Below are 14,227 nucleotides of genomic sequence, written 5' to 3'. Positions count from 1 at the left end.
CGCAACCCCTTCGTTCGCGTGCCGTGTTCCGCGTGTCGCCCGCGCCGTGCCCGGGCGGCCAGTCTGCCCCGCTTCGGTGCGGGCGTCGCCGGATTTCGCGGGGTGCGGCGTGTGTGCCCGTTGGCGGGTCTGGTGGGTCTGGCGCGTTCGCGGTGCCTGTGGTGTTCGTGGTGCCTTGGTGCCTGCGGTGCCCGGCGTGCGTCCGCATGGTGTGGGACGGGGGCGGGGCCGCCGTGGTTGCCCAACGGGTGGGCGGTGGGGGCGTGGGTGGGGCGGATGCGAGAGGATGGGGCGCGGGTGCTCCCGGCCCGTGCCGGGGCGCCGACCGGACCGAGAACCGCGAAGTCCCGCGAGGCCGGGTGGCCCGGGAAGTCCCGCGAGGCCGGGCAACCCGGGAGACCCAGAACACGAAGCTCAGAACGCGAAGCCCAGAACGCGAAGCCCGAGAATTCGAGAAGGAGCGCGACCCGCCATGCGCACTGCCGTCGTCGTCGGTACCGGACTGATCGGCACCTCCGCCGCGCTCGCCCTGGCCGGCCGCGGGCTGACCGTCCATCTGGAGGACGCCGACCCGGACGCCGCCCGGACCGCCGCCTCCCTCGGCGCCGGCATCACCGAGCCGGCCGACGGCCCGGTCGACCTGGCGATCATCGCCGTGCCGCCCGCCCTCGTCGGCAAGGTGCTCGCCGACTGCCAGCGCCGCAACCTGGCCCGCTGGTACACCGACGTCGCCAGCGTCAAGGCCGGCCCGTGCATCGAGGTCGCCGCGCTCGGCTGCGACACCGTCCACTACATCGGCAGCCACCCGATGGCCGGCCGCGAGCGCTCCGGCCCGCTGGCCGCCCGCGCCGACCTGTTCGAGGGCCGCCCCTGGGTGCTCACCCCCACCGACGACACCGACACGGAGACGCTCAACGCCGCCCTGGAACTGGTCGCGCTCTGCGGTGCGATGCCGATCGTGATGGACGCGGCCGCGCACGACCGGGCCGTCGCCCTGGTCTCGCACGCCCCGCAGCTGGTGTCCTCGCTGGTCGCCGCCCGGCTGGAGCACGCCGACGAGACCGCCATAAGGCTCTCCGGGCAGGGCGTCCGGGACGTCACCAGGATCGCCGCCTCCAACCCCGGCATGTGGGTCGACATCCTCTCCGCCAACGCCGGCGCGGTCGCCGACATCCTGGAGGAGGTCGCCTCCGACCTCGGGGAGACCGTCACCGCGCTGCGCGCCCTGGACGCCCCCGAGGAGGGCGAGCGCCGGGCGGGCGCGGCCGGGATCGAGGCGGTCATGCGGCGCGGCAACACCGGCCAGGCCCGCATCCCCGGCAAGCACGGCGCGCCGCCCACCCGGTACGAGACGGTGGCCGTGGTGCTCGGTGACCAGCCCGGCGAGCTGGGCCGGCTGTTCGGCGAGGTCGGCGCGGCCGGGGTCAACATCGAGGACGTCGTCATCGAGCACTCGACCGGCCAGCAGGTGGGCTTCGTCCAGCTGTCGGTGGCGCCGGGGGCGGTCAAGCCGCTCACGGTGGCGCTGCGGGCGAGCGGGTGGAGCGTCCGGGACTGATCGGGCTGCGGGGGCCGGTCGGCTTCCGGGACTTCGGGTGAGGGGTTCGGCCGAGCGGTTCGGTTGAGGGCTTCGGGTGAGGGGTTCGGTTGAGGGGGGAGCAGGGGTGATCATCGAGTTGCCGCTGGGCGAGACCCGGCACGGGTCCTACGGCCGGCCGGTGGACCTGGGGAACGAGCGGTTCCTGCGGGCGGTGGTGGGTGGGGACTTCCGGATCCACCACCGCAGCGTCGAAGCGCTGGTCGAACTGCCCCGGCCGACGCCGCCGGACCCGGAGCCCGCCGAGCCGGAGCCGACCTGCAGCCTGCTGGTGCGGGCGGTCCACGCCGCGTTCGCGGAGCACCTGCCGCTCAGCCTGTCGCCGGACGTGCTCTGGTACGCGGTGATGCACGAGGTGGCCGTGCACGCGCGGATGTACGCGCCGAGGTACCGGGCGCTGTTCGGCGGCGCCGAGGGGCGCCGGGAAGCGATCGTGGTCCGCGACGACACCCTGGCGGCGCCCGGGCCGGACTGGTCGCGGTCGATCCGGCTGGTGCGGGAGCCGCTGGCGGCGGCGGTCGGGGCCGAGCTGGTGGAGCTGTTCCAGCCGGCGTTCTCGACGACCACGCCCGACGACGCCTCCTGCGCGCTGGTGGCGCTGATGGACGTGGTCAGCCCCTACTACGCCTTCCGCTGGGAGACCCGCTGCGGCATCCCGCGGATCCGGCTGGAGGGCACGGCCGAGGACTGGGCGCTGCTGGTGGCGCGGGTCGCCGGGCTGGCGGAGCGCTTCGACTGGCTGGCGCCGTGGTTCGCCGAACTGCGCCCGGTGCTCGACGAGATCGCGGCGACTGCGGCGGGCGGGGCGGTCGACGACGAGTTCTGGCGCTCGCTCTTCAAGTGGCGGTCGATGTCCGGCGGCCCACGGGTGACCGGCTGGCTCACCGCCTTCCTCGCGCACACCCAGACCCCCGACGGGCCACGGCTGCGCCAGTCCTTCGGCTGGCGGGAGGCGGACGCCAACCCGTACCACCGGGACTCCTTCGCGGTGAACGACTTCCCCTCGCACGTCTCCAAGGTGCCGTTCGTCTGGGACCTCCTCGGCCGCGAGATCCCGATGGCCTTCACCGCCGGCATCCTCGGCATCGAGTGGGACGGGGAGTACCTGCGGCCCCGGCTGGGCAACGCCGTCCTGCAGGTCCTGGGCCCCGACCAGGGCTGATACCGGGCCTGGAGCCGGGGCTGAAGCCCGGGGCTGATACCGGCGCCGGTACCGGGGCTGATCCCGGGGCCGAGGGGGGCTGGCAGGGGGCTGGTACTGGGCTGATCGGGTGGCGGAGTGGGTAGGGCGGCGGTCCATTAACCTTGAGGGAGACAATCCCCTGCCGTCTGCCTCCCCAGGCCCCGGCTTTCACGCCCAGAGAGAGGTTCGGCCCCGTGGACACTGCCGACCGAGCGCACGCCCCGGTCGTCGTCGCGATCGACGGACCCTCCGGTTCGGGCAAGTCGACCGTCTCGCGGGCGGTGGCGGCCCGGCTGGGCCTGAGCTTCCTGGACACCGGCGCCATGTACCGGGCGATGACCTGGTGGATGCTGGCCAACGACGTCGACGTGGCCGACCCGGAGGCGGTGGCCGTCGCGTGCGGCAAGCCGGTGATCGTGTCGGGCACGGACGCGGACGGTCCCACCATCACGGTGGACGGCCAGGACGTCTCCGGACCGATCCGCGGCCCCGAGGTGACGGCGCAGGTCAGCGCCGTTTCCGCGGTGCCGGCGGTGCGCTCCCGGCTGGTGGAGCTGCAGCGCGGCTGCGCCGAGGTCGCCGAGCGCGGCATCGTCGCCGAGGGCCGGGACATGGGGACGGTGGTGTTCCCGAACGCCACCGCCAAGGTGTTCCTGACCGCCTCCGAGCAGGCCCGGGCCGAGCGCCGGGCGGCCGAGCTGCGCGCCAAGGGCGTCGACGAGGCGACCATCACCGCGATGGCCGCCGACCTCGCCCGCCGGGACGCCGCCGACTCCTCCCGGAAGACGGCCCCGCTGGCCCAGGCCGCGGACGCCGTCCTGGTGGACACCAGCGAGCTCACCCTGGAGCAGGTGATCGACCGGATCGCCGCGCTGGTGGAGGAGCGGGCCGGGATGTCGTCGGTCTGAATGGACGGACAGGCCTGAAGGACGGACCGGTCTGAAGAACTGACCGGTCTGGACGGCCACAATGGTCTGAACGGCCGGAACGACCGAAATGGTCTGAACAACCGGAACGACCGGAATGGCCGGAACGGCCGAATGAGCTGCGGTGCCGCCGAGGTGCCGCGGAGACAACCATCGCGCTGCCCCGAGCGGGGCAGGTACGCACGGCGCGCCCCTGGGAAGGGCCGCGCCGGGAAACGGAACAGACGAACATGACCGCAGAGCACTCCGACACCGGCCACGGTGGACTGGACGCCGCCGACTACGCCGAGTTCATGGCCATCGCCGCCGAGGAAGGCTTCGACGTCGACGGCGTGGACGGCTTCGACGGCGCCGAGCACGTACCGCTGCCGGTGCTGGCCATCGTCGGCCGCCCGAACGTCGGCAAGTCGACCCTGGTGAACCGCATCATCGGCCGCCGCGAGGCCGTCGTCGAGGACAAGCCGGGCGTCACCCGCGACCGGGTCACCTACGAGGCCAGCTGGAACGGCCGCCGCTTCAAGGTCGTCGACACCGGCGGCTGGGAGATCGACGTCCTCGGCCTCGACGCGATGGTGGCCGCGCAGGCCGAGCTCGGCATCGAGCAGGCCGACGCGGTGCTGTTCGTGGTCGACGCCACCGTCGGCGCCACCGACACCGACGAAGCCCTGATCAAGCTCATCCGCCGGGCCGGCAAGCCGACCGTGCTGTGCGCCAACAAGGTCGACGGCCCCTCCACCGAGGCCGAGGCCGCCTACCTGTGGTCGCTGGGCCTGGGCGAGCCGCACCCCGTCTCCGCGTTGCACGGCCGCGGCTCGGGCGACCTGCTCGACGCCGTCATGGACGCGCTGCCCGAGGCCCCGCCGCAGACCTTCGGCGACGCCGCCCCCGGCGGCCCGCGTCGCATCGCGCTGATCGGCCGCCCGAACGTCGGCAAGTCCAGCCTGCTGAACAAGGTCGCCGGCGAGGAGCGGGTGGTCGTCAACGAGCTGGCCGGCACCACCCGCGACCCGGTCGACGAGATGATCGAACTCGCCGGCAAGACCTGGAAGTTCGTCGACACCGCCGGCATCCGCCGCCGGGTCCACCTGACCGCCGGCGCCGACTTCTACGCCTCGCTGCGCACCTCCTCCGCGCTGGAGAAGGCCGAGGTCGCGGTCGTCCTGGTCGACGCCAGCGAGACCCTCGCCGAGCAGGACACCCGGATCATCTCGATGGCCGTCGAGGCCGGGCGCGCCGTCGTCATCGCCTACAACAAGTGGGACCAGATGGACGAGGAGCGCCGCTTCTACCTGGAGCGCGAGATCGAGCGCGACCTCGTCCAGGTGCAGTGGGCCCCCCGGGTCAACGTCTCGGCCAAGACCGGCCGGCACATGGAGAGGCTCGTCCCGGCGATCGAGACCGCGCTGGAGGGCTGGGAGACCCGCATCCCGACCGCGCGGCTGAACGCCTTCCTCGGCGAGCTGGTGGCCGCCCACCCGCACCCGATCCGCGGTGGCAAGCAGCCGCGCGTCCTGTTCGGCACCCAGGCGGGCATCCGTCCGCCGCGGTTCGTGCTGTTCGCCTCGGGCTTCCTGGAGGCCGGTTACCGGCGCTTCATCGAGCGCCGGCTGCGTGAGGAGTTCGGCTTCGTCGGGACGCCGATCTCGATCTCGGTGCGGGTCCGGGAGAAGCGCAAGCGGAAGTAGGACGTCGTGATCCACCGGCAGTAGTCGGTGGGTGCCGGCAGTAGGTGTGGGCGAGGGCCCCGTCACGGTGGTGGCGGGGCCCTCGTCGTGTGTGCGGGGTCGTGCGGGTCGTGTGAGTGGTGCGCAGGCGGGCGGTTCAGTGGTGGTCGCCGTTGCGGCCCGGGGGGAGGGAGAGCATCTGGCGGTGGCGTCCGCCGGTGGGCGCGGCGGTGGCGACGCCGGTGGCGGTGCCCATCGCCGGGGCGGGGGCCGGGGGCGGCGCGGGCATCGAGTGCGGGATCGGGCCGAGGTAGCCGGCGGCCACCCAGCCCTGGCCGTTGGTGAACTGGGGCGGCGGGGGCGGGGTGTGCTGAGGGGCGGTGGCCGCCGGGGCGGCCTGGCCGAAGCCGTCGCTGGTCGGGGCGGCGGGCTCGGAGTGGGGGTGCGGCTGAGGCTGAGGGGCGCTGTGGCCGGTGTGGCCCATCGCGCTGTGGTGGGTGTGGCCGGTGGTGCTGTGGTGGGTTTGGCTGGTGGCGCCGTGGCCGGAGTGGCCGGTGGCGTGCCCTGCGGAGTGGCCGTGCTGCTGGCTCGGCATGAACTGCGGCAGGCCGGGCGGCTGCCCCCCGTAGCTGTGGAAGGCCTGGTGCTGGGGCGGGTACGGGCGCGGTTCGCCGAGCACCGGGTAGCCGTCGCGGACCGCGAAGCCGGTGAACTTCAGGTCCTCCTCGCCCGAGCGGTCGCCCGGGAGCGCGCGGAACAGCCGCCGGTACTCGGAGTACAGCTCGTCGTAGATCGGCGTCGTCGAGTGCGGGTGCTCCGCGTCGTACGACGGGCGCATGCCGGGGATCGAGCGGGGGGCGGTGGTGGACCGGCCGGGGGACGCGGAGACGTCGTAGCTGTACACACAGGGGCCAACGAGTGAGGGGTCACGGGGATGCGGGGTGCCGGGGACCGGCCGGAAGGCGGCTTGTGCTGAGGGAGAGGCCGCCTTCCGGCGGGTGCTCCGGCGGGTGCTCCGGCGGGTGCTCCGGCGGGTGCGGAGCCCGGGCGTGGAGCCCGGGTGTCGACGGGTCGGGGCGCGGTTGGGGCTGGGTGCTGAGGGGGCGGGGGCGGGCGCGCGCCTGGGTCGGGCGCGCGGCTGGGGCTGGGTGCCGACAGGGCGGGTGTCGGCGGGCCCGGGTGCCGAGGGGCTCAGGTGCCGGCGAGGGGGAGGGAGGCGGCGACCACCTGACCCAGTGCCACCGCCCGCTCCAGCGCCTGGCGGAGCAGGTCCTCGCGCGGCTGGCGGCCCACCATCCCGGCCGGGACGGCGTACATGGTGACCTCGGAGAGCTGACTCGCGGCCATCCGCCAGGCATCGGTGACCTGGAGCGGCTGGTGCGCCTGCCACCAGCCGGTGCTGCCGCCGGCGGCAGCGGGCTGCAGGATCGCGTGCAGCTTGCCCATCGCCACCAGGACCGACCAGCCGCCCAGTTGGTCCGGGGTCTCGTCGAGGTCGGTGATGGCCTGGAAGCCGGCGTCCTGGAGCAGGTCGAGGAACTCGTCCTCGCCCGAGGTGCTGCCGGGGCGCCCGACCGGGCCGGTCGGCTCGACGACCAGCGAGGCGTGCCCGACCTTGCCGTGCAGCACCAGCCCGCAGGTGATGCCGAGGATGGCGGCCTGGCCCGGCGCGCTGGGCTGGGCGGTGGGGGCGGTCGCCGGGGCCGGCGCGGGAATGGGCACCAGCGGGTGCGCGGGCGCGGCCGGGGCGCCGGTCTGGGCCTGGCTGATGCTGCGGACGGCGCCGACCAACTGCTCCTCGGCCACCGGCACCACCTGGGACGGGATGCAGCGGGCGTGGGCGAAGGCGAGTACGGCGGTCTCCTCGCCGACGAACAGGACGGTGCTGGTGGGCTCCGCGTGGGTGTCGCCGGAGGTGCGGCAGGAGGTGCATTCGTAGCTGTCGGGTGCGCGGTCGCCGCCGAGGAGGCGGTCCGCCTCGTCGTCGCCGATCTCGGACCGGACCTCGTCGCTGACGTCGAGCATGCGCGGCACGGGTTCTCCTCTGGTGGGTGCGGTTGGCGGTCGGGGCGGATACGGGGAGGTCGCCATGACCAACGGGCCCTTGTGTCAGGCGTCACGGGTGGTCGACGAGGCTGACGGGAATTGCCTCTGATCCGACCGCGCCGCGTGTTCTCGTGGTCGCAATGTGTCGATGTCGGTGGCAGGCCTGCCGGAATGAAACCGTGAGGTGAGTCACGCCACCGTGATGTTTGATCTACGAATCGACGGCTAAAACGGGCATTTCGGGCAGGATTGTGCGGGTACTACCGCCGGTAACCCTTGGCTGAGCTGGGCAGACCGGTGGAGTTTTGGTTTCCCCGCCGACCGGCTCGTAGCTTCATTGGCGGCGCAACGAGCGCCACCCGGGTTCACCCCCGACGCACCGCCCTTCCGGCTCCCCGCCGGATGCGGCAGGTGCCCGCCGACGCGATCGCTCGAAAAGGTCGCCGGTGAGCGGCTGGGTGGCCGGGGCGGCAAGCGGCACGTCCGACACGTGCACGGTCGCCCGACGGACGCGGCAAGTGAACGCGGCCCTCTCCAGGGCCTGGTTCCGCATGCCCGCCCGGGGCTTTCGAGAGGAACCCCATGACCTTCCGTCACGAGACCGCCGCTGCCACCACCTCCACGGCCACCAAGCGCAACCGCGTCCGGATGGCTGTCGTGGCGGGCGCCGCTGTCGCGGCCCTGCCGGTGGCCGGCCTCGTCACGGCCACCTCGGCCTCCGCCGCCTCCGTCTCCACCTGGGACTCCGTCGCCCAGTGCGAGAGCGGCGGCAACTGGGCCATCAACACCGGCAACGGTTTCTACGGCGGACTGCAGTTCACCTCCAGCACCTGGGCCGCCTTCGGCGGCACCGCCTACGCCTCGCAGGCCAACCAGGCCACCAAGGCGCAGCAGATCGCCGTCGCCGAGAAGGTCCTCGCCTCGCAGGGCCCGGGCGCCTGGCCCGTGTGCTCCGTCAAGGCCGGCCTGACCAAGGGCGGCACCCCGGCCGCCGTCGACACCTCGGCCGGTTCGACCGCCGGCTCGACTGCCGGTTCGACCGCCGCCAAGCCGGCTGCCCCGGCCGCCAAGCCGGCGCAGACCCAGGCTCCGAAGGCCGCCGCTGCGCCGAAGGCCGATGTCGCGCCGAAGGCCGCTGCTCCGAAGGCCGCCGCTGCGCCGAAGGCTGACGTCGCGCCGAAGGCCGCGCCGAAGAACGACGCCGCCAAGGGCGCCAAGGGCTGGACCGGCTCGAACGACGCCAAGCCGGCCAAGGGCGACAGCTACACCGTCAAGTCCGGTGACACCCTGAGCTCGATCGCCGCCGCGCAGGGCCTGGACTGGCACGACCTGTACAAGAACAACGCCAAGGTCATCGGTGGCAACCCCGACCTGATCCTCCCGGGCCAGACCCTGAGCGTCTGAGCACCTGAGCACCTGGGCCTCTGAGCAACTGAGTGTCTGAGCGTTTGACACCGGCTCTCCGGGGTCTGCCGCCTGATGTCGGCTGTCCGACGTCCCCGGCCTGAGGTCGGTTCAGCGGGCCTCCCGGCCCCGGCGGTGTGCTGACACCACGGCCGCTTCTCCGCTGTGCGGGGGAGCGGCCGTTGGCGTTTCCGGTGCTTCCGGTGTTCCCGGCGTTTCTGGTGTGTTCGGCGCGTTCGGAGTGTCGTTGGGGAGGGCCGTGAGGAGACCGGCCTAGGGTCGGCTGCTGTGCCGCTTCCCTGTGACGAGCGTATGTGCCGGGTCGTGCTTCGACTGGGCGTCGCCGTGGTGCTGCTGGCGGGGGCGGCGGCGATCCCCTGGGAGCGGGCCGGTGCGGCGGCCCGGGTCGCGGACGTCGTGTGGGACGGCCTCGCCGAGTGCGAGAGCGGCGGCGACTGGCAGGCCGACACCGGCAACGGCTACTACGGCGGCCTGCAGATCTGGCCGCCCACCTGGGAGGTCGCCGGCGGCTTGCGCTTCGCCGACCGGCCGGACCACGCGAGCCGCCGGGAGCAGACGACCGTCGGCGAGGAGATCCTCCGACGGCAGGGCTGGGAGGCGTGGCCGGACTGCGCGCGGGAGCTGGGGCTGATCGGCGGATCGCCGACTCCCGGTGGCGGTCCGACCTCCGGCGGCAGCCCGACCCCCGGTAGCGGTCCGGGCTCCCGAGGCCGGCCGGGTTCCTGAGGCCGGCCGGGCTTCGGCCGTGGCGGTGCGGGAGGATGGTGGGGTGATCCAGGGCGAACTGTTCGGTGACCTGCCCGGTGCCGTCCCGGGCGGCCGGTCGGGGTCCGCTGCCGCACGCGGGCGCGCCGAGCCCGCCCCCGGTGCCGTCCTCCTCCCCGGCTGGCTGGACGCCGATGCCCAACTGCGCCTGGTGGCAGCCTGCCGGGAGTGGGCCCGCCCACCGGCGGGCCTGCACGCCGTGCGGATGCCCACCGGCGGGATGATGTCCGTACGAATGGTCAGCCTCGGATGGCACTGGTATCCGTACGGTTACCGGAAGGACGCGGAGGACGGCACGCCCGTCAAGCCGTTCCCGCCCGAACTCGACCGCCTCGCCCGCCGGGCCGTCGCCGACGCCTACGGGACGGACGCCCGTCAGATCGCCGGCGCCGCGTCGTACGAACCCGACATCGCGATCGTCAACCACTACCCGCACGACGCGAAGATGGGCCTCCACCAGGACCGCGACGAGCGGACCGACGCGCCCGTGGTCTCACTCTCGCTCGGCGACGCCTGTGTGTTCCGGCTCGGGAACACCGAGACCCGGACCCGCCCGTGGACCGACCTGGAACTGCGCAGCGGTGACCTGCTGGTGTTCGGCGGCCCAGCCCGGTTCGCGTACCACGGTGTGGTGCGCACGCTGCCCGGCACGGCGGATCCGGCGCTGGGTCTGGTCGGCCGGCTCAACATCACCGTGCGGCAGTCGGGGCTGGCGGCGGGGGAGGCGGGGGAGGCCTGAGTCCGGGTGGGCGTTCGTCCGTCCGCCTGGTGACCGCTCTTCCGCTCTTCCCCTACTGCTCGCTTACTCGTTCGAGTGAATCGGCTCCTTCGGCCCGGTGAGCGGGAATGACCCCGGTCGCCGGAGAATTCCAGTGGGTTGGAGAATTCGATCAGGACGGGCGCCGGAGCCGGGCGGAAGACCTCCGCCGGGGCCGTGGGCCTGGAGAGGAAGCGCACGCATGGGTACCCCCGTCGACGACCTTGTCGACCTGCTCGACCTGGAGCAGATCGAACTGAACATCTTCCGCGGGCGCAGCCCCGAGGAGGCGCTGCAGCGGACGTTCGGCGGCCAGGTCGCCGGGCAGGCGCTGGTCGCGGCCGGGCGCACGGTGGACGGCGACCGCCCGGTCCACTCGTTGCACGCCTACTTCCTGCGCCCCGGGGTGCCCGGCGTGCCGATCGTCTACCAGGTCGACCGGATCCGCGACGGCCGCTGCTTCACCACGCGCCGGGTGCTCGCCATCCAGGGCGGCCGGTCGATCTTCGCCCTCACCGCCGACTTCCACCGCCCCGAAGAGGGCGGCATCGAGCACCAGCACCCCATACCGGACGTCCCCGCGCCCGAGGACCTGCCCAGCGCGCTGGAGGAGGTCGGTTCCCGGCTCGGCGAACTCCCCCCGTTCATCAGCCGCCGCCAGCCCTTCGACATCCGCTACGTCGACCGGCTGCGCTGGACGAAGGAGGAGCTGGCCGGGGTCGAGGCGCGCAGCGGAGTCTGGCTGCGGACGGACGGCCCGCTGCCGGACGACCCGCTGATCCACGTCTGTGCCCTCACCTACGCCAGCGACATGACGCTGCTCGACGCCGTCCGCGCCCCCGTCGAGCCGCTCTGGGGCACCCGGCACTTCGACATGGCCTCGCTCGACCACGCGATGTGGTTCCACCGCCCGTTCCGTACGGACGACTGGCTGCTGTACCAGCAGGAGTCCCCGATCGCCCACGGCGGGCGCGGCCTCGCGCGCGGGCAGATCTTCGACCGGAGCGGGCGGCTGGTGGTGTCGGTGGTGCAGGAGGGGCTGTTCCGGCCGCTGGGCGCCGGCAGCTGACGGGGTGGGCGCGTGGGCGCGTGGGCGCGTGGGCGAGTGAGCGCGTCGGGTGCCGGGTGCCGGCGGCAGGGTGTCGGCGGCCGGGTGTCGGCCGAGCGGGCCGGCCGTCGTCCTGGCGGGCGTCGTGTCCGTGGTGTTGCCGTCGTGACGCCGTGTTGCCGCCCTGTGGCGGTTCCGGCAGGCGGGAATGATCCGTCCGGGTGCGCGGCGTTGTGGTGGGTGACCGAGGTGGACGGCCCGAACAGCGGGCCGCCCGAGGACCGCAGTGGGAGGGTGTACCGATGACGGCTACGGCCGCGGAGGACTGGAAGCGCTGGAGCGATGGCCGGGCGGCGTCGGTGAGCTCGCCACACGGCCAGCTCGCACTCACCGGCACGCACTGGTTGGAGCCCGGACCCGTCGAGATCGTCGGCCTGCCCGGGAGCTGGTGGGCCGACGCCGAGGGCGTCCGGGTCCGGGCGGCGGCCGCGGACGGCATCACCGTCGGCGGCGCCGACGGGCCGGTCGACGGCGAGGCGCTGCTCCGTCCCGACACCGATCCGGCCGCCGACACCGCCACCCTCGGCGACCTCCTGCTCGTCCCGATCGAGCGCGAGGGCGAGCTCGCCCTGCGGGTCTTCGATCCGGCCGCGCCGCGCCGGACGGCCTTCGCGGGCATCTCCGCCTACCCGTACTCGCCGGAGTGGGCCGTCCCCGCCGTCTTCACCCCGTTCGAGGAGGACGGCGCCCAGTCCGTGCTCGTCCCCAATGCGGACGGCAAGGAGCGCCCGCTCGCCGTCACCGGGCAGATCGCCTTCACCGTCGCCGGCGAGCACCGCGAGCTGACCGTCAGCCGCTCCGGCGACCGCCTCACCGGCGTCATCGCGGACGCGACCAGCGGCATCGGCACCTACCGCTTCCGCTTCATCACCCTCCCCGCCCCGGACGCGGACGGCCGCACCGTCCTCGACCTCAACCGGGCCTACCTGCCGCCGTGCGCCTTCGCCGACCACTTCATCTGCCCGTTCCCGCCGCCGGGCAACCGGCTCGACTTCGCGGTGGAGGCAGGGGAGAAGCAGGTCCTGACCAGGTAGGACGGGCCGCTGTCCGGCCCCGGTGCGGGGAGCGGGGAGGCCGGGGCGGACCATGGAGGGTTGTGTCGACCAATCATCCTGCCAATCCCGCCCCGGCGTCCGATCCCGCTCCGACGCCTGCCCCTGCCTCGGCGCCTGCCCCTGTTCCGGCGTCCGATGCCGCCCCTGCCCCTGCCCCTGCTCCCGCGGAGGAGCCACCCTCCGACGTCTCCGCTCCGTCGGCCGGAACCGAGACCCTCCCCTGGTACCGGCGGGCCTTCGCCGACCTCAGCCCACTGCGCGACCACCCCGACTACCGCCGGGTCTGGTTCGGGCAGGCGGTCTCCTCCATAGGCCAGCAGATGACGGCCGTCGCCGTCTCCGTCCAGGTCTACGACGAGACCGGCTCCGCCTTCGCGACCGGCCTGGTCGGCCTCTTCTCCTTCTTCCCGATCGTCGCCTTCGGCCTGTACGGCGGCGCGATCGCCGACACCGTCGACCGGCGCAAGCTCGGCCTGATCGGTTCGGCCGGGCTCGCCGTCGTCTCCGCTGTCCTCGCCGTGCAGGCACTGGCCGGCCTCGGCCAGGTCGCCGTCCTCTACGCCGCCGTCGCCGCCCAGGCCGGCTTCTTCGCCCTCAGCTCGCCCGCCCGCTCCGCGATGATCCCTCGGCTGGTCCCCAGCCACCAGCTCCCCGCGGCGAACGCGCTGAACACCGTCAGCATGAACCTCGGCCTCACCGTCGGACCCATGCTCGGCGGCGTCCTCATCGGCGCCTACGGCACCCAAGCCGCCTACCTGGTCGACACCGTCGCCTTCGCCGGCACCCTCTACGCGATGTGGCGCCTGCCCGCCATGCGCCCGCTCGGCGACCGCAAGGGCCGCGCCTCCGTCCTCGACGGCCTCCGCTTCCTGCGCGAGCAGCCCAACCTGCGCACCAGCTTCCTCGCCGACCTGGCCGCGATGATCTTCGGCATGCCGCGCGCCCTCTTCCCCGCCATCGCGGTCACCTTCTACGGCGGCGACGCCCGCACCGTCGGCCTCCTGGTCGCCGCCCCCGCCGTCGGCGCCCTCACCGGCGCCCTCTTCTCCGGCTGGGTCGGCCGCATCCACCGCCAGGGCGCCGCCGTCCTCGTCGCCGTCGCGGCCTGGGGCCTCGCCATCGCCGCCTTCGGCGCGCTCCACAACCTCTGGCTCGGCCTCCTCCTGCTCGCGGTCGCCGGCTGCGCCGACACCGTCAGCATGATCTTCCGCAACACGATGATGCAGGTCGCCGCCCCCGACGAGATGCGCGGACGCCTCCAGGGCATCTTCATCGTCGTCGTCGCCGGCGGCCCCCGCCTCGGCGACTTCGAGTCCGGCGCCGTCGCCGCCCTCACCAACCCCGCCACCTCCGTGATCACCGGCGGCCTCGCCTGCGTCGCCGCCGTCGTCCTCCTCGCCGCCCGCCGCCCCGCCTTCCTCGCCTACGACGCCCGCCACCCCACCCCCTGACCCACCCCGACCCGCCCACCCCCAACCCGGCAGCGAGCACCCCTCCACGTGCTGTATTGTTTTCCACGTCGCCGGGACAACTGGAGACAAGGTCGAGAAGCCCACAGCAGAGCCCCCCAGGCCCTGCTACCGGGTACCGAGACCACGGGACGTGGCGCAGCTTGGTAGCGCACTTGACTGGGGGTCAAGGGGTCGCAGGTTCAAATCCTGTCGTCCCGACCGGCGTTTTCGCAGGTCGGAGGTCGTTCCT

General features: G+C 73.7%; 12 protein-coding genes and 1 tRNA gene. 11 read left to right on the top strand and 2 right to left on the bottom strand.

Annotation, left to right across the window (positions count from 1 at the left end; translation table 11 throughout):
• Positions 1–472: 472 nt before the first annotated feature.
• From ACFWPI_RS16870 to der, 4 genes are all read left to right on the top strand, one after another.
• On the top strand, positions 473–1,558 hold the full coding sequence (locus ACFWPI_RS16870) for a prephenate dehydrogenase (RefSeq protein ID WP_380371739.1): 1,086 nt from the start codon (positions 473–475) through the stop codon (positions 1,556–1,558).
• A 106-nt stretch (positions 1,559–1,664) separates the two neighbouring features.
• Positions 1,665–2,759, top strand: a complete 1,095-nt coding sequence (locus tag ACFWPI_RS16865) for a DUF4419 domain-containing protein (protein WP_380371736.1) — start codon at positions 1,665–1,667, stop codon at positions 2,757–2,759.
• Positions 2,760–2,974: 215 nt separating this feature from the next.
• Positions 2,975–3,688 carry a (d)CMP kinase gene (gene cmk / locus ACFWPI_RS16860; RefSeq protein WP_380371734.1) on the top strand — a complete coding sequence of 238 codons (714 nt, stop codon included), beginning with the start codon at positions 2,975–2,977 and terminating at the stop codon, positions 3,686–3,688.
• A gap of 248 nt (positions 3,689–3,936) precedes the next feature.
• Complete coding sequence (der, locus tag ACFWPI_RS16855; RefSeq protein ID WP_063349663.1) at positions 3,937–5,391, top strand: ribosome biogenesis GTPase Der; 1,455 nt, start codon at positions 3,937–3,939, stop codon at positions 5,389–5,391.
• A 136-nt stretch (positions 5,392–5,527) separates the two neighbouring features.
• Here the strand turns inward: der and ACFWPI_RS16850 are convergent, their stop codons facing one another.
• Both ACFWPI_RS16850 and ACFWPI_RS16845 read right to left on the bottom strand, forming a co-directional pair.
• Entirely contained in the window at positions 5,528–6,274 is a 747-nt protein-coding gene (locus ACFWPI_RS16850) for a hypothetical protein (RefSeq protein WP_380371731.1), read from the bottom strand.
• 287 nt (positions 6,275–6,561) lie between these two features.
• Positions 6,562–7,404 (bottom strand): hypothetical protein, encoded by an 843-nt coding sequence (locus tag ACFWPI_RS16845; RefSeq protein WP_380371728.1) that lies wholly within the window; start codon positions 7,402–7,404, stop codon positions 6,562–6,564.
• A gap of 594 nt (positions 7,405–7,998) precedes the next feature.
• Between ACFWPI_RS16845 and ACFWPI_RS16840 the strand changes: the two genes are divergently transcribed.
• From ACFWPI_RS16840 to ACFWPI_RS16810, 7 genes are all read left to right on the top strand, one after another.
• Positions 7,999–8,820 (top strand): transglycosylase family protein, encoded by an 822-nt coding sequence (locus ACFWPI_RS16840; RefSeq protein ID WP_380371725.1) that lies wholly within the window; start codon positions 7,999–8,001, stop codon positions 8,818–8,820.
• A 324-nt stretch (positions 8,821–9,144) separates the two neighbouring features.
• On the top strand, positions 9,145–9,567 hold the full coding sequence (locus tag ACFWPI_RS16835; protein WP_380371723.1) for a transglycosylase family protein: 423 nt from the start codon (positions 9,145–9,147) through the stop codon (positions 9,565–9,567).
• A 70-nt stretch (positions 9,568–9,637) separates the two neighbouring features.
• Positions 9,638–10,345, top strand: a complete 708-nt coding sequence (locus ACFWPI_RS16830; protein WP_380371758.1) for an alpha-ketoglutarate-dependent dioxygenase AlkB family protein — start codon at positions 9,638–9,640, stop codon at positions 10,343–10,345.
• A gap of 220 nt (positions 10,346–10,565) precedes the next feature.
• Positions 10,566–11,432, top strand: a complete 867-nt coding sequence (locus ACFWPI_RS16825; RefSeq protein ID WP_380371720.1) for an acyl-CoA thioesterase — start codon at positions 10,566–10,568, stop codon at positions 11,430–11,432.
• A gap of 281 nt (positions 11,433–11,713) precedes the next feature.
• Complete coding sequence (locus tag ACFWPI_RS16820; RefSeq protein ID WP_380371717.1) at positions 11,714–12,505, top strand: DUF1684 domain-containing protein; 792 nt, start codon at positions 11,714–11,716, stop codon at positions 12,503–12,505.
• 275 nt (positions 12,506–12,780) lie between these two features.
• Positions 12,781–13,977, top strand: a complete 1,197-nt coding sequence (locus ACFWPI_RS16815; protein WP_380371754.1) for an MFS transporter — start codon at positions 12,781–12,783, stop codon at positions 13,975–13,977.
• Between the two features lie 145 nt (positions 13,978–14,122).
• Positions 14,123–14,196: transfer RNA gene (locus tag ACFWPI_RS16810), tRNA-Pro, on the top strand.
• Positions 14,197–14,227 lie beyond the last annotated feature (31 nt).

The organism is Kitasatospora sp. NPDC058492, from assembly GCF_042720685.1.
Lineage (GTDB): Bacteria > Actinomycetota > Actinomycetes > Streptomycetales > Streptomycetaceae > Kitasatospora.
Note: the sequence above shows the minus strand (reverse complement) of the source record. Positions and strands in the feature narration are given on the sequence as shown.